19 protein-coding genes and 1 pseudogene are annotated in these 21,215 nt (G+C 61.8%); 11 read left to right on the top strand and 9 right to left on the bottom strand.

The window, feature by feature from the left end; genetic code table 11:
* Window positions 1-155 precede the first annotated feature (155 nt).
* Entirely contained in the window at window positions 156-1,136 is a 981-nt protein-coding gene (locus ABIB57_RS11830) for a DUF3592 domain-containing protein (protein WP_354041004.1), read from the bottom strand.
* Window positions 1,137-1,589, bottom strand: a complete 453-nt coding sequence (locus ABIB57_RS11825; RefSeq protein ID WP_354041003.1) for a hypothetical protein — start codon at window positions 1,587-1,589, stop codon at window positions 1,137-1,139. It abuts the gene before it with no gap.
* Window positions 1,590-1,751: 162 nt separating this feature from the next.
* Here ABIB57_RS11825 and ABIB57_RS11820 point away from each other — a divergent pair, with 162 nt between their 5' ends.
* The 10 genes and pseudogenes from ABIB57_RS11820 (at window position 1,752) to ABIB57_RS11775 (ending at window position 11,994) form a co-directional block, all read left to right on the top strand.
* Window positions 1,752-2,618: a hypothetical protein gene (locus tag ABIB57_RS11820; protein ID WP_354041001.1), complete on the top strand. Its 867-nt coding sequence runs from the start codon at window positions 1,752-1,754 to the stop codon at window positions 2,616-2,618.
* Between the two features lie 25 nt (window positions 2,619-2,643).
* Window positions 2,644-3,258, top strand: coding sequence for a hypothetical protein (locus ABIB57_RS11815; RefSeq protein ID WP_354040999.1), 615 nt, complete (start codon window positions 2,644-2,646; stop codon window positions 3,256-3,258).
* A gap of 118 nt (window positions 3,259-3,376) precedes the next feature.
* Window positions 3,377-4,306: an ArsR/SmtB family transcription factor gene (locus ABIB57_RS11810; RefSeq protein ID WP_354040997.1), complete on the top strand. Its 930-nt coding sequence runs from the start codon at window positions 3,377-3,379 to the stop codon at window positions 4,304-4,306.
* 109 nt (window positions 4,307-4,415) lie between these two features.
* A complete protein-coding gene (gene arfA, locus ABIB57_RS11805; RefSeq protein WP_354040995.1) occupies window positions 4,416-5,927 on the top strand; it encodes an arabinosylfuranosidase ArfA in 1,512 nt (503 codons plus the stop codon).
* Window positions 5,928-6,118: 191 nt separating this feature from the next.
* A pseudogene (locus ABIB57_RS11800) lies at window positions 6,119-6,226 on the top strand (hypothetical protein); the annotation flags it as partial.
* The gene (locus ABIB57_RS11795; protein ID WP_502914386.1) at window positions 6,187-8,040 is read left to right on the top strand and encodes an ABC transporter substrate-binding protein; all 1,854 of its coding nucleotides are present in this window, start codon (window positions 6,187-6,189) and stop codon (window positions 8,038-8,040) included. The pseudogene ABIB57_RS11800 and the gene ABIB57_RS11795, both read left to right, overlap by 40 nt.
* A 125-nt stretch (window positions 8,041-8,165) precedes the next feature.
* Window positions 8,166-9,170 carry an ABC transporter permease gene (locus tag ABIB57_RS11790; RefSeq protein ID WP_354040993.1) on the top strand — a complete coding sequence of 335 codons (1,005 nt, stop codon included), beginning with the start codon at window positions 8,166-8,168 and terminating at the stop codon, window positions 9,168-9,170.
* A gap of 3 nt (window positions 9,171-9,173) precedes the next feature.
* Complete coding sequence (locus ABIB57_RS11785; protein WP_354040991.1) at window positions 9,174-10,031, top strand: ABC transporter permease; 858 nt, start codon at window positions 9,174-9,176, stop codon at window positions 10,029-10,031.
* Window positions 10,028-11,077: an ABC transporter ATP-binding protein gene (locus ABIB57_RS11780; RefSeq protein ID WP_354040989.1), complete on the top strand. Its 1,050-nt coding sequence runs from the start codon at window positions 10,028-10,030 to the stop codon at window positions 11,075-11,077. The genes ABIB57_RS11785 and ABIB57_RS11780 overlap by 4 nt, the downstream gene beginning before the upstream one ends.
* Window positions 11,074-11,994: an ABC transporter ATP-binding protein gene (locus ABIB57_RS11775; protein ID WP_354040987.1), complete on the top strand. Its 921-nt coding sequence runs from the start codon at window positions 11,074-11,076 to the stop codon at window positions 11,992-11,994. The genes ABIB57_RS11780 and ABIB57_RS11775 overlap by 4 nt, the downstream gene beginning before the upstream one ends.
* A 428-nt stretch (window positions 11,995-12,422) precedes the next feature.
* Here the strand turns inward: ABIB57_RS11775 and ABIB57_RS11770 are convergent, their stop codons facing one another.
* Together ABIB57_RS11770 and ABIB57_RS11765 are read right to left on the bottom strand one after the other, a co-directional pair.
* A complete protein-coding gene (locus tag ABIB57_RS11770; protein WP_354040985.1) occupies window positions 12,423-14,042 on the bottom strand; it encodes a GMC family oxidoreductase in 1,620 nt (539 codons plus the stop codon).
* Window positions 14,042-14,974 carry a dihydrodipicolinate synthase family protein gene (locus ABIB57_RS11765; RefSeq protein ID WP_354040983.1) on the bottom strand — a complete coding sequence of 311 codons (933 nt, stop codon included), beginning with the start codon at window positions 14,972-14,974 and terminating at the stop codon, window positions 14,042-14,044. The genes ABIB57_RS11770 and ABIB57_RS11765 overlap by 1 nt, the downstream gene beginning before the upstream one ends.
* A gap of 163 nt (window positions 14,975-15,137) precedes the next feature.
* Here ABIB57_RS11765 and ABIB57_RS11760 point away from each other — a divergent pair, with 163 nt between their 5' ends.
* Window positions 15,138-15,803, top strand: coding sequence for a GntR family transcriptional regulator (locus ABIB57_RS11760; protein ID WP_354040981.1), 666 nt, complete (start codon window positions 15,138-15,140; stop codon window positions 15,801-15,803).
* 127 nt (window positions 15,804-15,930) lie between these two features.
* Here the strand turns inward: ABIB57_RS11760 and phoB are convergent, their stop codons facing one another.
* The 5 genes from phoB to pstC all read right to left on the bottom strand — a co-directional run bounded on the left by phoB (window position 15,931) and on the right by pstC (window position 21,168).
* Complete coding sequence (gene phoB / locus ABIB57_RS11755) at window positions 15,931-16,632, bottom strand: phosphate regulon transcriptional regulator PhoB (protein WP_299733256.1); 702 nt, start codon at window positions 16,630-16,632, stop codon at window positions 15,931-15,933.
* A gap of 34 nt (window positions 16,633-16,666) precedes the next feature.
* Entirely contained in the window at window positions 16,667-17,377 is a 711-nt protein-coding gene (gene phoU / locus ABIB57_RS11750) for a phosphate signaling complex protein PhoU (RefSeq protein ID WP_299733254.1), read from the bottom strand.
* Window positions 17,378-17,546: 169 nt separating this feature from the next.
* On the bottom strand, window positions 17,547-18,329 hold the full coding sequence (pstB, locus tag ABIB57_RS11745; protein WP_354040978.1) for a phosphate ABC transporter ATP-binding protein PstB: 783 nt from the start codon (window positions 18,327-18,329) through the stop codon (window positions 17,547-17,549).
* Between the two features lie 80 nt (window positions 18,330-18,409).
* A complete protein-coding gene (pstA, locus tag ABIB57_RS11740) occupies window positions 18,410-19,786 on the bottom strand; it encodes a phosphate ABC transporter permease PstA (protein WP_354040976.1) in 1,377 nt (458 codons plus the stop codon).
* A 2-nt stretch (window positions 19,787-19,788) separates the two neighbouring features.
* A complete protein-coding gene (pstC, locus tag ABIB57_RS11735; RefSeq protein ID WP_502914378.1) occupies window positions 19,789-21,168 on the bottom strand; it encodes a phosphate ABC transporter permease subunit PstC in 1,380 nt (459 codons plus the stop codon).
* Between the last annotated feature and the right edge of the window lie 47 nt (window positions 21,169-21,215).

Genomic DNA, 21,215 nt, shown 5'->3' with positions numbered 1-21,215 from the left:
CCCTTGCGACGCAGAGGCCGTTTGGAAACTCGCTTTGGTGAGTCAGCTGCCGTGGTTTTCGAGAACCGGAGCGCAGCGTACGTTTGTTACGTGAGCACCGGAAGCGCAGAAAACCGCGGCAGATGGCCGCCAAAGTAGAGTTTCCAGACGGCCTCTCAGATCAACCCGATCAGCCGCGCGGCCACGGCAAAGAGGGCCAACGCGACCACCCAGATCAGCCACTGCCCCGGCGCACCGCGCACCAGCACCGCCCGCTCGGGCGACTTCGGATCATAATAAACCTCGACGCTATCGCCGGGAACGAAGCGCTCCGCCTCCCGCTTCGCCAGCAGTGTGAAGCTGGCATAGGTCTGCGCCCCATAACTGGCCCGGTCGCTTTTATACGCGACCCCGTTGACCCGGTAGTCGTAGACCGTCCGGGACCGAAACATATACCAGTAGTACATGACCCCGTTGCCGCGCAGATAATAGCTTTGCACCTTGTCGACCTGCGATGATGCGACCACGCCCTCCACCTTTGGCCAGCTGAACGTCGCCTGCCCGCGCTGATAGATGGCGTTGGCAAACAGCGCCATGAAACCGGCCATCACCGTCACGAAAATTCCACCCGAGGTGCGCCCGTCCTGCGGCACGTACTGGGCGACGATCGCCCCCACATTCTCCGTCATCAGCATGGCCAGCACGGCAACCGTCGCAACCAGTGCGCCAATCAGGAAGGTGATCTCAAAGCCGCGCATCGACATCTCGCGCTCCAGCACGTTGTCGGTGGGCTTGTTGCGATCGTAAAACACCGTAACCTTCGCGCCGACGGGATACTTCGCCAGCTTCTCGGCCACCTGATAATTGCCCACGTCATGCGCAATGCTGATCCGATTGCCGGTTTGTTTCTTGCCATCGGCGTGAAACTCATAGGCAACGGTCGCAAAATTGCGGATTTCGGTGTCCACGGTCCGGTCGAGGCCACTGCCCGAGCTTCTGTCGACCCTGCGCGCTTCCGAGCGCGACGAGGTGATCTTGCCCGCTACCGCGGCCCAGATATTGGCGCGCTTGACCTCTGCATATTTCGTCGCCGCGGCCACCATGACCAAGCCGTCCATGGCCATCAGGATGCCGAATAGCAGCCATTTCAGTTCCATTTACGGGCACCCGGTCAGCGTGAAGACATCGAAGGCCTGGCTGTCCGGGTTGGCCTCGAGAAACGCGCTGAAGCCATGCAGCGCCCGGCCGAAATCGACGATCAGGATGCTCGCCGGCGCCGCCATGTCGACATCGTCGATCAGCCCGACCTTGCCCCCATCGATAGCGTAGACGGTACTGATATCCAGCAACTCCTCGATGCTCGGGTCGGGCCGCGCATTGTTGCCGGCGTTCCAGGTGATATCGCCAGCATAGGTGCGGACCACATTGGGCAGGGCGACATCGAACACCGCCATGGTCTGCGCCGCCTCATCCGGCCCCTTGGGATGAAACTGCATGGTCGCGCCCGAGACCGGCTCCACATAGTGCGCCTGGTCGAGTCGGCACTCCGCCCCATTGGCGGCAATTGCGACACTCGCAAAAGCCAGAATGCACGCTGTACGGAAAATCATGGACGCCCCCTGGACCGGCTCAAGCTTTCGGCCGGCGCAGTCCCTATAGTCGGGCCATCCTGTCGCGCCCCCCAATGGTCCGTTCAGCCTGGCTTCACATCCATCAAGGCATTGCTCGCCAACAACTTTCAGCGCTGCCGATGCGCCATCCCTGGAAATCTCATGTTCCCCATCCACCGCTCCTGGACCGCGCTGCTCGCTTTAGCCGTCAGCACCCTCGCTGCCTTCGGCGCCGAGACCGCGCCGCCGCCATTCACCTATACGGACATCAACACCGTGGTGCCGGGCCATCCCGAGCTGCGCTATTCCGACCTGCTGCGCCAACTGGTCCCCGACCTCCGCCTCAACGAGACCATCGCGACCGGCACCGCCCCGACCCAGCCGATCCCCCACGTCATGGGCAAACCCTTCGTCGCGCACTTCGACGCCACCGTCAGCTTCGCCTCCTTCGAGACCCGCACGATCCAATCCGAGGGCGCCAGCCGCCTGCTGATCCTGACGGCCGTCGGCCTGCGCACCAACCCGGATGATCCAGTACTGCTGCTGGCCTTCAGCGACGATGCCACTCCCAAACTGCTCGATGTCATGGATGTCAGCATGGGCGATACCGTCACCATCGGCCAACCCTTGCGCATTGGCGCCAAGGATCAAGCCATCGTCACGAGCAGCGATTATGCCAACGAGGGCCAGACCCAGAGCGCCGACACGCTGCTGTTCATGCGCAACGGCAAGTTCGACGCCGTCGGCGGCTTTTTCCGCACCGGCACCCTCCTTTGCGGCTTTGAACGCACGCAAACCCTCGACGTCACGACGCAGAAGCCGCCCACGGCTGGCCCCTATGACGATATTAAGGTGACGATCAACGACCTCGGTCACCCAACCAAGGACGGCTGCGCCCAACCCGTGGGCCTGGCCCCCTACACCGACCAATATTCCGCGCTGTTCCAATGGAACGCCGCCACCGGCTTTTTCGACGGCGACACCACCGAAATCGACAAGCTCAAAGACCTTAACGACACCCGCCAATAGGCGCCCACCCAACCTGGAATTCACCATGACCAAATTTGCCCTCCCCACCTTCGCCCTGCTGGCGCTGACCGTCCTGCTCAGCGCCCCCGCCTTCGCCCAGACCGGCGAGCCCTCCCGCCCCGCCGATGATCGCTGCGCCTGGGAAAAACTGTCCGACGCCAAAGTCGGCCTCTCCGCCTGGGTCGAACGCTGCGATTTCGGCGACCGCAAGATCGACCTGCATTTCGACGGCAACACCGTGGTGGAAAAGTACTCTGACGGCGGTGACGCCGAGCCAGTGATCCAGATTTTCGATCTCAAAGACGGCGAAACAGAAGAAGCGGGCCTGAACCGCATTTATGCCGAGCATACCGATCCCGCGACCGCCAGCCGTTGCGTCGCCGCAGACGCCGATTACGGCACCGTGCCGGCCGGCGTCCGCCGATATAGCTTCGTCCCAAATGCCGAATACGCAGCTGAACTGGAAAAGTCCGCTTCCCCCGACGAACTCCCCGAACCGCCATGCGGTGACCTCGGCGAGTGGCCAGACGGCATCCAGTATTTCGAGGCGCATGACAACGCGCACAAGATTTTGTTCGTCATTGCCGGCCAGGACGCACCCCTGTTCGACGAACAGACGCTGGAGCTGGTTTCGCCCTGATATGCTCTCACAAGAAATCCAGCATGCTGGCGAAACCCGGCATGCTGGACGCCGTTGATTCAATCATAATTTCTGATACAGATTTGTTATCAATCCGTCACATGCGAAGCTGTCCCCTATGAGCCGCAACTTTCTGGTCGTCGACCCCGAAGAGGATTTCGAGGTTCTCCGGGGCCTGGCGTCGACGATCCGGATCCGGATACTGAAGCTATTACATGTACATGGGCCGATGAACGGTAACGACATTGCCGAGAAACTGGACCTGCCGCAGTCGACGGTCTCCACCAATATCCAGATATTGGAAGAAGCCGGGCTGATCCGCACCGAAACCCAGAAGGCCCGCAAGGGCAACCAGAAAATCTGCCATTCGACCTTCGATGAAGTCTTGGTGATGTTTAAGGAAGACATCTCCCAGCAACGCTCCAACGGTATCGAAGTCTCGATGCCGCTTGGGCTTTACACCAGTTGCGAAGTTTCGGCTCCGTGTGGCCTCTGTTCCAGCGAGGGCATTATCGGCCTGCTCGACGTGCCCGATACTTTCCTCGATCCGGAGCGGATGAAGACCGGGCTGATCTGGTTCACGCGGGGATATGTGGAGTATCAATTCCCCAACAATGCCAAGCTGGCGCAGAACAAGATCGAGTCCATGGAATTCTCGATGGAGCTGTCCTCGGAAGTGCCCGGCACGTCCGCCGACTGGCCCTCGGACATTACCCTCTCGGTCAACGGCACCGAAATCGGCACCTGGATGTCACCGGGGGATTTCGGGGATAAGCGCGGCGTCTACACCCCCGATTGGTGGAAACTGAAGGGCAGCCAATACGGCAAACTCAAATCCTGGCGCGTCACCCATGACGGCAGCTTTGTCGATGGGATGAAGATTTCACCGATCTCGCTCGTCGACCTGGACCTCGAAAACCATCACTCGATCCGCCTGCGCATTGCCGTCAAGGCCGATGCCAAACACCCCGGTGGCATCAATATTTTCGGCAAGGGCTTCGGCAATTACGATCAGGATATCGTGCTGAGGCTGGAGACCGAACGCTGACACATCGTCGATAATTTCTCCCCCGCAGGTGCTTGCGCCGCCACGCCCCGTCACGTACAAACGCGACAACTGATATAAATCAGATAAACGGGACTACTGGGAGGATACGATGAAGGCGACGGTAACGGCGCATAAGGATTACACGATCTCGAAAATCGACGATCGTGTCTATGGGGCATTCCTCGAGCACCTCGGCCGCGCCATCTATGAAGGCATCTACGAGCCAGATCACCCCACGGCCGATGCCAATGGCATGCGCGGCGATGTGGCCAAGCTGGTCAAGGACCTCAATGTACCTGTCGTGCGCTATCCTGGGGGTAACTTCGTTTCCGCCTATAACTGGGAAGACGGAATTGGGCCGCGCGACGAGCGCCCGACACGCCTCGATCTGGCTTGGCACACTTCGGACAGCAATGCTGTTGGGGTGCATGAATTCGCCGACTGGTGCGCCACGGTCGGCACCGAGATGATGCTGGCCGTGAACCTGGGGTCACGCGGCGTCGACGAAGCCCGCAATTTCCTCGAATATTGCAACCATCCCGGCGGCTCCTACTGGAGCGATTTGCGCATCAAGAACGGCCGCAAGGAGCCCTTCAACGTCAAGATGTGGTGCCTCGGCAACGAGATGGACGGTCCATGGCAGGTCGGCCACAAGGATGCGGAAGAGTATGGCAAACTGGCCGCCAACACCGCCCGCGCCATGCGCATGTTCGACAGCTCGCTGGAGCTGATCGTCTGCGGCTCGTCTCATTCGGATATGATCAGCTTTCCCGATTGGGAGCGCATCGTGCTCGAGCATACCTATGATCACGTCGATCATATCAGCCTGCACATGTACTTCGCCAACCGCGACGACAATACGCCCAACTATCTCGGCCTGAGCGAAAAGTTGGACACCTACATCGAAACGGTGGCGGCGACCATCAAGCAGGTCAAGCACAAGAAGCGGTCGAAAAAGGACGTCACCATTTCGTTCGACGAATGGAACGTCTGGTACCATTCCAACAAGCAGGATCGCCAGATCCTCGATGGCAACAGCGGCTGGCCGCATGCTCCGGGCCTGCTCGAAGACATCTACAACTTCGAAGACGTGCTGATGGTCGGCCTGATCCTCAACACCTTCATCCGCCGCTCGGACGTGGTGAAGATCGCCTGTATCGCCCAGTTGGTGAACGTCATTGCCCCTATCATGACGGAAAAGGGCGGCCCTGCCTGGGCCCAGACGATCTACTATCCCTACTACTTCGCCTCGATCTTCGGTCGCGGGACGGCGCTGCAGCTCGTCACTAACTCGCCCGGCTACGAGACGACCCACGCAAAGGACACCGCATTCGTTGACGTCTCCGGCGTCCACAACGAGGCTGATGGCACGCTGAGCTTCTTCATCGTCAATCGCCACACCAGCGAGAGCATCGACACGGAAGTCAGCCTGCAGGGCTTTGGCACGGGCACCGTCATCGACCATCAGGTCATGACCCATCCGAACCTCAAGGCCGTCAACACCGCCGGCGATCAGAACGCCGTCGCGCCCCGCAAGGGCAACGGCGCCAGCATCGACAACGGCACGCTCACCGTCAGCCTGCCCCCCTATTCTTACCAGATGGTCCGCGTAAAGGTCTGACGCGCCAAAGCTTCCACCGACCTGACAATGGGCGCACCGGCAAAGGTGCGCCCATTCGTATTGTTCATCATGGTTTCGGGTTCATATCACGTAGTACGTTGACTTACTCGCCTTATGCGCTAGCATGATCTCACAGTGCTGGAGGGCACTTTCGACCGGAGAAGCCGAATGGCGCTCCACCAAGGGAGGATAAAAAATGGATAGACGTGGCTTTATGGTGGGCACCGCCGTCGGTGCGCTTATGTTGGCGGCCAAGGGCCTGGCCTATGGTCAGGACGAGGCAGCGGCACCGTCGCTGACCGATTTCCCGCGTAATGAAACGCTGATCATCAATAATCCGGAAAACCCGTCGGTCAACCCGAGCAACTTCAACCTGTGGGTTGCGGGCAACGGCGTATCCAATTCCAACGGCACGCATCAGTTGGTGCTCGACACCCTGTGGTTCATCGACCCTGACAATGGCCTCAAGGGCTCGATGTACAATGAACTCGCCAGCGAGCCATGGAAGTACAACGCCGAATTCACCGAGATGACCGCCAAGCTGCGCAAGGGCGTGCTGTGGAGCGACGGTGTCGAATTCACCGCCGCCGACGTCAAGTACACGGTGGAAACCCAGATCGCCAATCCGGGCATGACCTGGAGCGCGCCCTTCGCCGACGCCATCGACACTGTCGAAACGCCGGACGACTACACCGTCGTCTTCAAGCTCAAGAAGGCCAATGCCCGTTTCCATGCCCTGTTCACCGTTCGCTGGAACGGCGCCTGGATCATGCCCAAGCACGTGTTCGAGAAGCAGGCCGACGTCAAGGCGTACGACTTCAACCCACCGGTCGGCCTTGGCCCATACACGCTGCACTCGTTCGATCCGAACGGCGCCTGGTACATCTGGGAAAAGCGCAAGGATTGGGACAAGACCGCCATGGCCGAATGGGGTGAACCCGGGCCGAAATACGTCATCTATCGCTCGATCCCCAACAACGACAAACGCCTGATCGAGATGGTCAACGGCGATCTGGACATGATCCACGATCTGTCGCCGGAAGGCATGTTCGCGCTGGCCAAGCAGGACCAGACCGCTCGCGGCTGGTTCCCGGGCTTCCCCTATGCCCATCCCGATCCGACCCTGCCCATGGCGATCTTCAACAATCAGAACCCGATGTTCCAGGACAAGCGCGTCCGCTGGGCGTTGACGCTGATGCTCGATCCGCTGGAAATGTCGATGGCCTCCTATCGTGGCGCGGCGACCCTTTCGGCCATCGCCATGCCGCCGACCGGCACCCACACCGACGACTACCATGGCCCCTTGCAGGACTACCTGGTTGCCTACGAACTCGATACCGGCAAGCAGAAGATCAAGCCATACGACGCCACCGTCGGCACCCGCATCGCCGAAATGGTTCGTCCGCAATTTGGCGACGCCGTGCCGACCGACGAAAAGGCCATCCACAAGTCCTTCGGCTTCGGCTGGTGGAAAAAGGACCTCGCGGCCGCCGGCGAACTGCTGGAAGCCGCTGGCCTCACCAAGCAGGGCGATCAGTGGATGCTCGCGGACGGCACGCCGTTCAAGTTCACCCTCAAGACCTTCCCCGATGGCGTGATCAATCGCCTTGGGACCGACATCGCCCAGCAATGGACGCAGGCCGGCGTCCAGACGACCGCGGAAACCGTGCCGAACATTTTCGGCAACGAGCTTCCCTTGGGTGATTATGAAGTCGCCATGGGCTGGTCGATCGAAACCTGGGGCGGCAATCCCGACCTCTCGTTCTTCCTCGATAGCTGGCACTCGTCCTATGTGGCCAAGCCTGGCGAACGCCAGACGCAGCGCAACTGGCAGCGTTGGACCAATCCGGGCCTCGATCCGATCATCGAAAAGATGCGCGTCACCGAGTTCACCGATCACGACGCCAACGTGGCGCTGGGCAACGAGTTCATCAAGCTGATGATCGACGAAATGCCGGTGATCCCGATCATGTCGTTCAACGTGTTCTCGGCTTACAGCACCCGCTACTGGACAGGCTTCCCGGCCGCCGAGTCCAATCCTTACGCCAACATCGTCAACAACTGGTCGAACTCCAAGTTCATCCTGACCCAGTTGAAGCCGACCGGCGCATAGAGCCTTTAGGAAATGTGCGTCGCGTTTGTCCGCTTCGGAAGCGCGACGCACCAAGGACCTAACCGCCCTCCCCCGCCCCAGGCGCTCGGCTTTGCCGGGCGCCTGACCAGAGGACCTTGCCGACGATGAAGGCCTATCTTCTTTTCGCCCTCAAGCGATTCATCCAACTGCTTGCCGTTATCTTTGCCGGATGCTCGATCGCCTTCGTGGTATCGCATCTGTCTCCCATCAGCCCGGTTGAATCCATCATCGGCCGGGTGAGCGGACAATCCAGCTACAGCCCCGAGGCCATCAAGTCGCTGCGCGATACGTTGACCGAATTGTTCGGCCTCAACGTGCCGCTGCACGAACAGTATTTCAATTTCCTGCGCCGCCTGCTCGCGTTCGATTTTGGCCCCTCGCTTATGGCTTTTCCCCGACCCGCCATGGAACTGGTGATGCTCGCCATGCCCTGGACCTTCGGCCTGCTGATGGTCTCGACGGTCTTGACCTGGCTGATCGGCAACATCGCGGGAGGCCTCGCGGGCTATTACCAGAATTCCAAGATCCTCAAGACGCTGGGTATTCTGGCCATCGCCGTGCAGCCTATCCCCTATTACATCGTCGCGTTCCTGCTGGTCATCGTCTTTGGCTTCTTCTGGCCGGTGCTGCCGATCAGCGGCGGCTTTGCGATGAATGTGCGCCCTTCCTGGACACCTGAATTCGTCCTGTCGGTGCTGCACTATTCGATCCTGCCGGCGGCTTCGCTCGTCATCGTGGGCATCGGCACCTGGTTTTTGGGCATGCGCGCACTGGTGTCCAATATCGTCACCGAAGACTATGTGACCTTTGCCGAGCTCGGTGGCGTCAGGCGCAATCGCATCGTCTTCAGCTACGTCATCCGCAACGCGATGGTGCCGCAATTGACCTCGCTTGCCATGACCCTGGGCGGCATTTTTTCGGGCACCATCATCACCGAGCAGGTGTTCGGCTATCCTGGTCTGGGCAGTCTTCTGGTCACCGCGGTCAATGCCGGCGACTCTGCCACCACTCTGGCGGTGTCCTGCATCGCCGTGATCGCAGTTGCCAGTGCCATCTTCATCATCGATCTCGTGCACCCCCTGATCGACCCGCGCGTTCGGGCGGAGTAGTCCATGTTTGCAGTCCTGCGCGACCTCGTCCGCTACAATATCGAATTCACCATCGGCGCCATCCTGGTCGCGGTGATAGTCATCTTCGCCGGCCTGAGCTTCTTCTCGCCGGTCGATCCGACCCAGGTCTATCTCGCCATTCCCGACCAGCCGCCAGGCGCACAATACTGGTTCGGCAGCAATTCGCGCGGCCAGGACATGTTCTGGCAACTTAGCTTCGCCTTCCGCAACACCCTGACTTTCGGGCTGACCGTGGCGCTGCTGTCGCGCATCCTCTCGATCGGCGTGGGCCTGGCGGCCGGCTATCTGGGCGGCTGGGTCGATCGGGTCCTGATGTTCATCAACGACATCTTCGTCGCCATCCCGATCTTTCCAATCCTGATCCTGTTCTACTTCGTCATGCGCAGTAATCTGAACGGCTTTACCCTGGCTTTGGTCATGGCCTGCTTCGGCTGGCCCTATGACGCGCGCCTGATCCGTTCGGTGACGCTGGGCCTGCGCCATCGCGAGTTTACCCGGCAGGCGGTGTTTGCCGGCATGTCGCCGGTCAAGATCATGCTGCAGGAACACCTGCCCTATGTGATGCCGATCATTTTCGCCACCACCATGGCCAATATGATCTGGTCGATCGGGCTGGAAGTGACCCTCGCTGTTCTTGGCTTCACCAATATCAATATCCCCACCGTGGGCACGACGCTGTACTGGGCCAACAATCACTCGGCCATGGTGGTGGGCGTGTGGTGGTGGATCCTGATCCCGGTGATCATCGTCGTGCTGCTGTTCATCGGGCTGTTCCTGCTGGCCGTCTCGCTCAACGAATATATCGACCCGCGCAGCCGCCTGCGCCGCATGGGAGCATGACCATGGCCCAGGACAACAAACGCCGCGATATCCTGACGGTCGAGGGCCTCAAGGCCTATTACCAGATGAGCTATTTTGGCGTGGACCGCGAAGTGCGCGCCGTCGACGACATCACCATGACCGTGCGCCGCAACGAGATTTACGGCATTGCGGGAGAAAGCTCTTCTGGCAAAACGTCATTTATCAAAGTGCTGGCAGCGGCTTTGCGGCCACCCTTCCGCGTCGTCGCCGGCTTGGTGAAATATGACTTTTCCAGCGGGCCGGTGGACGTGGCCAAGGCAACGGACGCGCAGATCGAAGCGATCCGCTGGCGGCATCTGAGCTACATCATGCAAGGCTCGATGAGCGTGCTCAACCCGGTGCGACGCATCGGGCGGACCTTTGAGGATTTTGCTGCGCGGCCACTCGGGCTCAAGGGCAGGGCCTTCGAGGATCGCGTTGTTGCGCATCTGGAAAAGCTCAAGCTGCCCGCCGACGTTTTGCGGGCCTATCCGCATGAACTGAGCGGCGGCATGCGCCAGCGCGTCACCATCGGATTGGCGACCGTCTGCCGTCCCGAATTTATCATCGCCGACGAGCCCACCACGGCGCTCGACGTGGTGGTGCAAAAGGAAGTGCTGAGCCTGATCCGCGACGTGCAGCAGGAAATGGGCTCTTCCGTGGTGTTCGTCACTCACGACATGAGCGTGCACGCCAATATGGCCGACCGCGTGGGCATTATCTATGCCGGCCGGCTGGTCGAAGAAGGCCCCACGCGCCAGATGTTCTTCGCGCCCAAGCATCCTTACACGGCGCACCTCGTGGCCAGCCTGCCCCGCATCGGCGACACCACGCAGCGCCCCGCCCTTGAGGGCCGCCCGCCGAGCCTGGCCGCGCCGCCCAGCGGCTGCCGCTTTCACCCGCGCTGCCCGCTCGCAATCGACAAATGCAAGACCGACGTGCCGCCGCTGGAAACCGTGGCGCCCGATCATCGCACCGCCTGCTGGCGTTGGCAGGACGTCAAGCCGCTGGTCGCGCCGCACGCCGCCCATGGAGTGCCAGCATGACCACCCTGCTCAATGTCGACAACGTCTCCAAGACTTTTGCTATGGGCGGCGTGCTGTCGCGCAAGACCACGGCTGCCGTTCAGGACGCCAGCTTTTCTCTGGCTGCTGAAAAGCCAGAGATTTTCACCATTATCGGCGAGAGCGGATCGGGCAAGACCACGCTGGCCCGCATGATCCTGGGGCTGGAAACGCCCACGAGTGGCAGTATCACCTTCCGCGGCAAGCCTGTGGGCGGCGCCACCAAGGCCGAACGCATGGCGTTCATGTCGGCCGTCCAACCAGTGTTCCAGAACCCGTTCGAGGCCTTCAACCCGCTCAAGCAGATCGACCGCTATCTGGAATCCACGGCGCGGACTTTTTTGGGCCTAAAGGATCGGACTGCCGTCGACGCCGCAATGGATGGAGCCTTGCAGAAGGTTGGGCTGAGCCTGGCCGAAGTGAAGGGGCGCTATCCCCATGAAATGAGCGGCGGGCAATTGCAGCGCGCGGCGATTGCCCGAGCGCTGATCCCCAATCCACCATTGCTGATCGCCGACGAGCCGGTGTCGATGGTGGATGCCTCACTGCGCATGTCCATCGTCAACCTGCTCAAGGCCCTGCGCGACGATTTTGGGGTGTCGGTGATCTACATCACCCACGACCTGGCGACGGCCTACTACATCTCCAACCGGCTCATCATCATGCAGCGCGGGCGGATCGTGGAAATGGGCGACGCGCGCACCGTGCTGGAAAACCCCGAACATCCCTATTCGCGCCTCCTCAAGGCCTCGGTACTATCCACCGAGGATGCCGGAGACGGTAAGCTCGCCACCAATCCGGATATGGTGGCGCTGGCCACAAGGCTGGCGACGGCGCCAGGCGGGCAACTGGTCAGCCGCCCCGATGGTCGACTGGTGCGGGTGTATGACGCGGCATGACCGTCGCCCAGGCCGGGGATCAGGCCAGCACTACGCTCATCAATAGCAGCATCGAACTCCGGACCACGATCCCCGCCAAGGCGCCTCATTGCTTCGCCTCGACTGGTAACTGCCGGAGTTCCGAGCGCGCTCACCCTCCCCGGGGCGCGCTCATTTTCTAATTTGGGGGCTCGCAGCGTGTTTGGCACCGCCACCCACCGACCTTCAACGCCCCACCCACTCGCCTCAAGCGCCCACCCACCCACCTTCAACGCCCGACCCACTCGCTTCACCCCTCACACCCACCGGCCTTCCCGCGGGCTTGACCCGCGGGCCTCCACCAGCATGGCACAAGCGGCCAATGGCCCGCGGGTCAAGCCCGCGGGAAGACCGGTGGTGGTGGTTGCATCGAGTGGGGATCACCCAAAGCCAATCTCCGCGCTTGAACCCTATCGATGATCTTCCGCAATCATCGCCGCCGCCTTCGACCCGATCGCCATGGCCGGCGCATTGGTATTTCCCGAGGGAATGAACGGGATAATCGAGCAATCGATGACTCGCAGCCCCTCGACGCCACGCACCCGCAGCCTCTGATCGACCACCGCCATCGGATCGCCATCCGGCCCCATGCGCAGCGAGCCCGAGGGATGGTAATTGGTCTTGACGGTCTGGCCGGCAAACTGAGTCAGGCTGTCCTCGTCCTGCACCGCTCTGCCCGGCAAAAGTTCCTCGGCGATCTTGGACTTGAACGGCTCGGTTTCGAGTAACTGCCGCGCCACCTTCAGCGACGCCAGCGTCAGCCGCAGGTCATCCGGATGCCCAAAGAAATTGCAGTTCACCAGCGGCTGATCATCCGGGTTCGCCGAGCGCAGCCTGACGCTGCCACGCGCCTTGGGCCGCAGCAGGCATGAGGTGAATGTGACCCCATAAGTTGGCTTGGCCGAGGATACGTCGCGGTCGAGATACACGATGGGCGCGCAATAGAGCTGGATCGTCGGCCGCTCGCCGCCGTCGGGATCATAGAACAGGCAGGCCTCGATGCCGGTGGTGGTCACCGGCCCCGAATTGAACAGCAGATACTGCAACCCATTCCGAACCATCGGCCAGCCCTTGTCTTCGCCGAAATAGCCGGACTTGCCTTTGGTAGTGGCGATGACCGGGACCTCATGGTGATCCTGCAAATTGGCGCCCACGCCGGCGATATCGGCCACCACATCCACCCCATGCTCGCGCAGGTGGTCGGCCGGCCCGAGCCCCGACAGCATCATCAGCTTGGCGCTGTTATAGGTCCCCGCCCCGACCAGCACTTCGCGCTCGGCATGCATCGTATGACTGACGCCGCCCCTGGTATAGCTGACGCCAACCGCGCGACCGTTCTCGATGACAATCCTGTCCACCCGCGCGCCGGTGACGATGCTCAGTCGATCATCGCCCGACAGCGGATCGAGGAACGCCTTTTTGGCGTCCGAACGCTCCTTGTAGCGGCCCCATTGCCCATAGGTGTGCTGCATGATGCCAACGCCGTTTTGGCGAGCACCGTTGAAATCGGGGTTGAATTCATGACCCAGGCCCTGTGCCGCGAGCAGGAAATCCTGCGTGGTATCGGCAATATGGCCGGGCTCTGAGACCCGTAAATTGCCGCCGATGCCATGGAATTCATTATTGAACTTGGTGTTGGCCTCGATGCCTTTGAAGTGCGGCAGCATGTCCGCGTAGGACCATTCGGTCTCGTTGCCCAAATGGGCCGCCCAGCCGTCATAGTCCTCGCGCTGCCCGCGCATATAGACCATGGCATTGACCGCACTGCCGCCGCCCAAGGCTTTGGCCACCGGCACGATCGGCCCGCGCCCGCCCAGTTGTGGCTGCGGCACGGTATGGTGCATTTCGAGGAAGTCCTCGCGCGCCAGGTACTTCATGTAGCCGGCGGGATAGGCCATCAGTTTGGCCGTGTCGCGCGGCCCGCGTTCGAGGATCAATACCGAAAAACCGAACTCTCGCACCAGCCGCATCGCCGCCACCGAGGCCGCCGAGCCGCCGCCCGCGATGATGAAGTCGTAGGTTTTGGCCATTACGCACCAATCTCCGCCAGCCGCCGTGCCTGTCGCACCAGCAGCAGTTCCACGTCCGCCACATCCAGCGCCGACATCACCGGCCGCGGCTTGCGCAGCGCCCCCGATTTGATGACGCCGCGCTTGGCCAGCACGTATTTGCGCGCCGCCAGCCCGATGCCCTGCTGCTGCTCGTAGCGCGCCAGCGGCAGGTAGGCGTCGAAGATATCATGCGCCCGCTCGACATTGCCCTTGGCGAATTCGGCGACAACGCCAACCATCATCTCCGGATAACAAAACCCGGTCATCGCCCCATCGGCACCGCGGCTCATTTCCTCGGGCAGGAATAGCCCGCCATTGCCGCAGAGGATCGAGATCCGCCGCGTTTCGCCCTTGTCGCTGGCGGCGCGGAGAGCCGTAATCTTGGACAGGCCCGGCCAATCCTCATGCTTGAGCATGACGCAATTGGGCACGTCGCGAATGATCCGGTCGATCACCTTGGGGGCAATCGTAACATTGGTGGTCAGCGGATAATCCTGCAGCACGAACGGGATATCTCCCAACGCCTCGCCGACCGACTGGTAGAAGGCAAAACTCTGATCGTCGGTCTTAATGGTCCAGGGTGGCGCCACCATGACGCCCGCCGCGCCCTGGTCCATCACGGTCCGTGCCAGCTCTGTCATCGGCGCGAGGCCGGGTGCCGAAACGCCGACCACGACCGGCAGGCGGCCACCGAGGCGCTTGAGCACGCGCTCCACCACTTGCGCCGACTCGGCTGAAGTCAGCTTGGGCGCCTCGCCCAATTGCCCGAGCACGGTGATGCCGCTCACCCCGGCGCCTTCGTAGAAATCCAGCATGGAATCGACGCTCGCCAGGTCCAATGCGCCATTATCCTCGAACGGGGTCACCGCGATGACGTAGACGCCCTTGGCCTGTTCATTGAGGATTGCCATGCGTGATCTCCAGATGGTGCCGCGAGCGGCGGCCGATGGTTCGGTATCGGCCAGAGGCCGCCGCAGGGCAAGCCGTGCGCAGGCGCCCTGGGCGGTTTTGCCCGACCAATTCGACCGGCAGCAAAAATCGCTGTAGGATGAGCATCGTTACGTGGAGACGACCTTGGCCGCAGCGACCCAAACCGAACAAATCGCTATCGAGCACGACGATCTCAGCATCGCCCGAGCGCTGGAAGAGGACATCATCTTCGGCCGTCTCGCCCCCGGCACGCGGCTGACCGAAGATACGCTGCTCGCCCGCTTTGCCGTGACGCGTCACTTCGCGCGCCAGGCATTGGTGCAGCTTGAGGCCATGGGCATCGTGGTGCGCGAACGCAATCGCGGCGCCACCGTGCGTTCGCTGACGCCCAAACAGGTGCAGGAAATCTACGACGTGCGCGAACTGTTGCAGCGGCAGGCGGCGCTGTGGATTCCGCTGCCGGCACCCGCCGCGTTGATCGCCGAACTCGAAGCCATCCACCAAGAGCATGGCCGGCATATGGAAGCCGGCTTCCTGCGCGGCGTGCACGAGGCCAATGACCGCTTCCATCTGACGCTGTTCGGCGCCTGTGGCAATGCGCATCTGGTGCAATCGATCGAGCTCTATATGCGGCTCAGCCTGCCGGTGCGCGCCAACACTATGGGCGATAAGGAGTCCCTGCGCATCGCGCACCAACACCACGCCATGATGATCGACATGCTGCAAGGCCACGATAATTGGGTGCTGGCGCAGCTCTGCGTCGATCACTTGCAGCCGAGCAAGCAGCGCTATCTGGAGCGGGTGAGGTAAGTCCCCTCAGTCGACACCTCCCCCTTCCAGGGGGAGGATCAAGGTGGGGGTCGTATCTGCCGGATTTGGGCTCTCACACCCCCACCCAGCCTCCCCTGTAAGGGGGAGGAGCCGCTTAGTGCTAACCCTACGCCACTTGCGCGAACCGCTCGTCAAACGCATAACCGGCGCCGCGCACCGTGCGGATCGGGTCGCTTTCGCGACCGCGATTGATGGCGCGGCGGAGACGGCCGATATGGACGTCCACAGTACGCTCATCGACGTAAACGTCATTGCCCCAAACGCCGTCGAGCAATTGCTCGCGCGAATAGACCCGGCCCGGATGACGCATCAGATATTCGAGCAGGCGATATTCCGTCGGCCCCAGATGCACGTCGCGGGTGGCGCGGCGGACGCGGTGGGTGGTGCGGTCCAGCTCCAGATCGCCCACCTTGAGCGCGGCGGTGACCAGGTTCGGATTGGCCCGGCGCAGCAGCGCGTGAATGCGCGCCAGCAGTTCGGGCACCGAGAACGGCTTGACCACATAGTCGTCGGCGCCAGTGGCAAGGCCGCGCACGCGCTCTTCTTCCTCGCCACGCGCGGTGATCATGATGATCGGCACCCGGGCAGTTTCCTCGCGGGCGCGCAGACGTCGGCACAACTCGATGCCGGAGACTTCGGGCAGCATCCAGTCGAGCAGGATCAGGTCCGGCAATTTATCCTGGATGCGTTCCTGCGCCTGATCGCCGGTTTCGGCGGTCAGGACGCGGAAGCCCTCGGCCTCAAGATTGTAGCGCAGGAGGATCGAGATATCTTCCTCGTCCTCGACGACAAGTATCGTTGCGGGCATTGTTGTGCTCCCAAGGTCGCTCGGCCGCAGCCGGCTACGCCTTGATCTGGGTCCGCTGAAGTTCCTGCACGTCGGCCGTCAATTGCTTGCCGGTCTGCAGGTAATAGGCGCGTTCGGCGATGTTGGTCGCGTGGTCGCCAATGCGCTCCAAATTCTTGGCGCAGAACAGCAGATGCGTGCACTGCGTGATGTTGCGCGGGTCTTCCATCATGTAGGTCAGCAGCTCGCGGAACAGCGAGGTGTGCATGGCATCGACCTCGTCGTCGCGATTGCACACCTCGATGGCGGCTTCGGCGTCGCGGCTGGCATAGGCATCCAGCGCATCCTTGATCTGGCGCAGCACCAGATTGGTCATGTTGCGCACGCCATTGTAGAACGTGGGCTGCAGGCTGAGGCCTTCCAGCTTGAGCGAGCGGCGGGCCAGTTGCTTGGCCATGTCGCCGACCCGTTCCAGATCGGACGCGACGTGGATCGAGGTGATGATGGCGCGCAGATCGCTGGCCATCGGCTGGCGGCGGGCGATCATCGACACTGCCATATCGTCGATGCGGCGCTGCATGTCGTCGATACGCTGATCGGCGATGATGGTGACATCGGCCAGCTCGCGGTCGAGCTTGAGCAGCGCCTTGGTGCCGTTCTCGATGGCGACTTCGACCTGGCCGCCCATCTCGGCGATCAACTGGGCAAGCGTAGTCAATTCGTCGGTATAGGAGCTGACGATATGTTCTGGGGACGTGGTGGCCATGGCTTTATCCTCGAAATTTGTGGAGGGCATTAGGAGGTCGAGGTTCGTGTCAGGCCGAGGCGAAAATGGCGCCTATCGAGAACCGGAGCGGAGCGTACGTTTGGTACGTGAGCACCGGAAGCGCAGATAGGTGGCATTTGCAGCCCGGCTTGGCACGAAGATCGGCCTCCTAACCGATGCGGCCCATGATGTAGTCCTGGGTCTGCTTGTTGATCGGGTTGGTGAAGATGTCTTCGGTGACACCCTCCTCGATCAGCTTGCCCAGATGGAAGAACGCCGTCTTCTGGCTTACGCGCGCAGCCTGCTGCATCGAGTGGGTGACGATGACGATGGTGTAGTTCTCGCGCAATTCATCGATCAGCTCTTCGATGATGGCCGTCGCGATCGGATCGAGCGCCGAGCAGGGCTCGTCCATCAGGATGACTTCGGGGCCGACGGCGATGGCGCGGGCAATGCACAGGCGCTGCTGCTGGCCACCGGACAGGCCGGTGCCGGGCTCGTTGAGGCGGTCCTTGACCTCTTCGAACAGCCCCGCCTTGCGCAGGGACGAAATCACGATCTCGTCGAGATCGGTCTTGGAACGGGCCAGGCCATGGATCTTGGGGCCATAGGCGACGTTCTCATAGATCGACTTGGGGAACGGATTGGGCTTCTGGAACACCATGCCGATACGGGCGCGCAGTTCCACCACGTCGAGGGACTGATCGTAAATGTCCTCGCCATCCAGCTCGATCAAGCCGCCAACCTTGGCGCCTTCGATCGTGTCGTTCATGCGGTTGATGCAACGCAGGAACGTGGACTTGCCACAGCCCGAAGGTCCGATGAACGAGGTCACCGCACGGTCGGGAATGTCGATTGAAATGCCGAACAGGGCCTGCTTGGCGCCGTAGTGGACGGTGACGTCCTTGGCATGCAGGCGGATCGGGCGTTCGAGCATATCTGTCGGGTTCATGGCACTATTCACTGATGTCTGCGTCATCTTAACCTTGCCAGCCAGCATGTCCATTTGAGTGTCTCCGGAATTGTTTTGCGTCATGCCCGGCGCTCCAGCCGGGTGCGCAGGAAGATGGCGACGGCGTTGAGCAGGATCATGAAGGCCAGCAGCACCATGATGGCCGCCGAGGTGCGTGATTCAAAGAAGTTGCGGTTTTCATTGCCCTGCCAGAGGAAGATCTGCACCGGCAGCGCGGTGGCCTGATCCAGCGGCGTCGCCGGCACCGAAGCCACGAAGGCGTTCATGCCGATCAGCAGCAGCGGCGCCGTTTCACCCAGCGCCTGCGCCACGCCGATAATGGTCGCGGTCAGGATCGAGGGGAAGGTCACCGGCAGCACATGGTGGAACACCATCTGCGTCTTGGAGGCACCCATGCCGAGCGCCGCCTGGCGCAGCGACGGAGATACGCCCTGCAATGCACCGCGGGTGGCGATGATGATGGTGGGCAGTGTCATCAGGGTCAGCACCAGGCCGCCGGCAAGCGGCGCCGAGAGCGGCAGGTGGAAGGTGTTGATGAACAGCGCCGCCCCGAGCAGGCCGAAGACGATGGAGGGCACGGCCGCCAGATTGTTGATATTGACCTCGATCAGATCGGTCCAGCGCGACTTGGGCGCGAACTCCTCGAGATAGATGGCGCTGGCCACCCCGATCGGCACCGCCAGGATAATGACGATCAGCATCATGAACAGCGAGCCCATGAAGGCGCCGAGCAGGCCCGCCGAGGCAGGAGCCGCGCGGCTATCGACGTTGGTGAAGATGCTCCAGGCAAAACCGTTGGAGATCGTACCGTTGTCGACGAACTGATCGATCAGCGTGCGAGCCGGAGGTGTCAGCTGCTGCTGGGCATCGCTGGCATCGCGGGAGATATTGCCCTTGATCCAGTTGGCCGCATTGGCCGACGCCAACACGTCGATCTCGGTCGTCTTGCCCAGCAGCGATGGGTCGGCGACGAAGCGTTCGCGGATGGTGTGGCGGCTATCGGTTTCAGCGATGGACAGCAGGTCCTTGCTGTCGATTTCGTAGCCGGCCGGCGCTGCGGCGCGCAGCGAGGCTTCGACCACCTTGTTCCAGTTCAGCAGCGCAACCTTGCGCTGCCAATCTAGGTTCGCCCGGTTGAAATCGGCATCCGACTGGCCAGCGGCGCGAACCGGGGCCGGATCGATCTTGACGATGGCCGGGTCGTAAGTAACCGTCAGATGCAGATTGGCCTGGGTGAAGGCCGGGATGCCCTTGACCAGCACGTCGGCGAACAGGATCGCCACGAAGCCTAGTGCGAGAATGATGGCCCCCACGCCCGACCATTTGAAGATGGCCTCGGTGGTGTGCCGCTTGCGCAGGCCGTCACGGATCAGTTTGGTGCGGTCGCGCGAGGCCTGGAGGCCGGTCGAGATCGCGGAAGCTGTGGTATTGGCCATGATTATTCGTACTGCTCCCGGAAGCGGCGGACGATGTAGAGCGCGACAATGTTGAGCACCAGGGTCATCACGAACAGGGTGAGCCCCAGCGCGAAGCCGACCAGCGATTGTGGCCCAGCGAAATCGGTATCGCCGGTGAGCTGGTTGACGATCGAGACGGTGATGGTGGAGACCGGCTGCAGTGGATTACCGCGGAGGACCGGGCTGTTACCCGCTGCCAGCACCACGATCATGGTTTCCCCGATGGCGCGGCTGATGGCGAGGAGGAACGCGCCGACGATACCGGGAAGAGCGGCCGGCAGCAGCACGTTGCGGATGGTTTCGGATTTGGTGGCGCCCAGCCCGAAGGCCCCGTCGCGCATCGCCAGCGGCACCTGATTGAGGATGTCGTCGGAAAGGGAGGAAATGAACGGGATGATCATGATGCCCATGACGATACCGGCGGTGAGCGCGCTGGTGGCGCTGACCTGCAGCCCGATGGCGGCGCCAATACCGGCGAGGAACGGACCAACCGTCACCAGAGCGAAGAAGCCGTAGACGATGGTGGGGATGCCGGCCAGGATTTCGATGATTGGCTTGACCACGGCGCGCACGCTGCGCGGGGCATATTGGCTGAGATAAACCGCCGTCATCAGCCCGACCGGGACCGCCACCAGCATGGCGATGACCGAAACCATCAGCGTGCCGGTCAGCAGCGGCAGGATGCCATATTGGCCGGCGTCGCCCGAAGCGGTGGTGGCAAACTTCGGGGCCCAGACGGTGCCGAAGAAGAAGTCCGCCGGGCTGATGAAGGTGAAGAACTTGAACGCCTCGGTGACCAGCGAGGCGACGATGCCCACCGTGGTCAGGATGGCGATGGCCGAGCACAACAGCAGCAGCAGGGTGACGATGCGCTCCACACTGTTGCGGGCTCGCAGTCGGGCACTGATCTTGCCGCGGGCATAGAGCAGCGCCAGGATGCCGGTACCGGCCGCGGCGGCGATCACCACGAGGAAGGTGATGAACTGGAACTGGCGCAGAGCCTCGCCGGCGCTCTGCTCATAAGGCTGCACCTCGCCAGCCACGCCATAACCTGAAGCGATGGCCTGGACGCGCTGCATGACCCCGTTGAGGCCAGCCTGATCGAGGCTCATCACCAGATCGGACGGGAGCTGGGAGACGATGTAATTGTGGGTGACGCTATCGCTGAAATAGGCCCACAGACCCACCACGAGCAGGGCAGGAATGATGGTCCAGATCGCAACCAGCGAGCCATGGTATTGGGAACGCGAATGCACCTTGACGCCATCGGCAGTCACCAGGGCGCGGCTCTTGGACCACCCCATCTGATAGGCAACGCCCAGGAGAACAATCAACAGGCCGGCAATTATCAAGGAGTTCACGATGTCACGCTTTCCCGGGGGCCGAAGAGGATGGGCTGCGCTCGAAT

This window comes from Devosia sp. UYZn731 (assembly GCF_040546795.1).
GTDB lineage: Bacteria > Pseudomonadota > Alphaproteobacteria > Rhizobiales > Devosiaceae > Devosia.
This window is presented reverse-complemented; position numbering and strand designations above follow the sequence as displayed.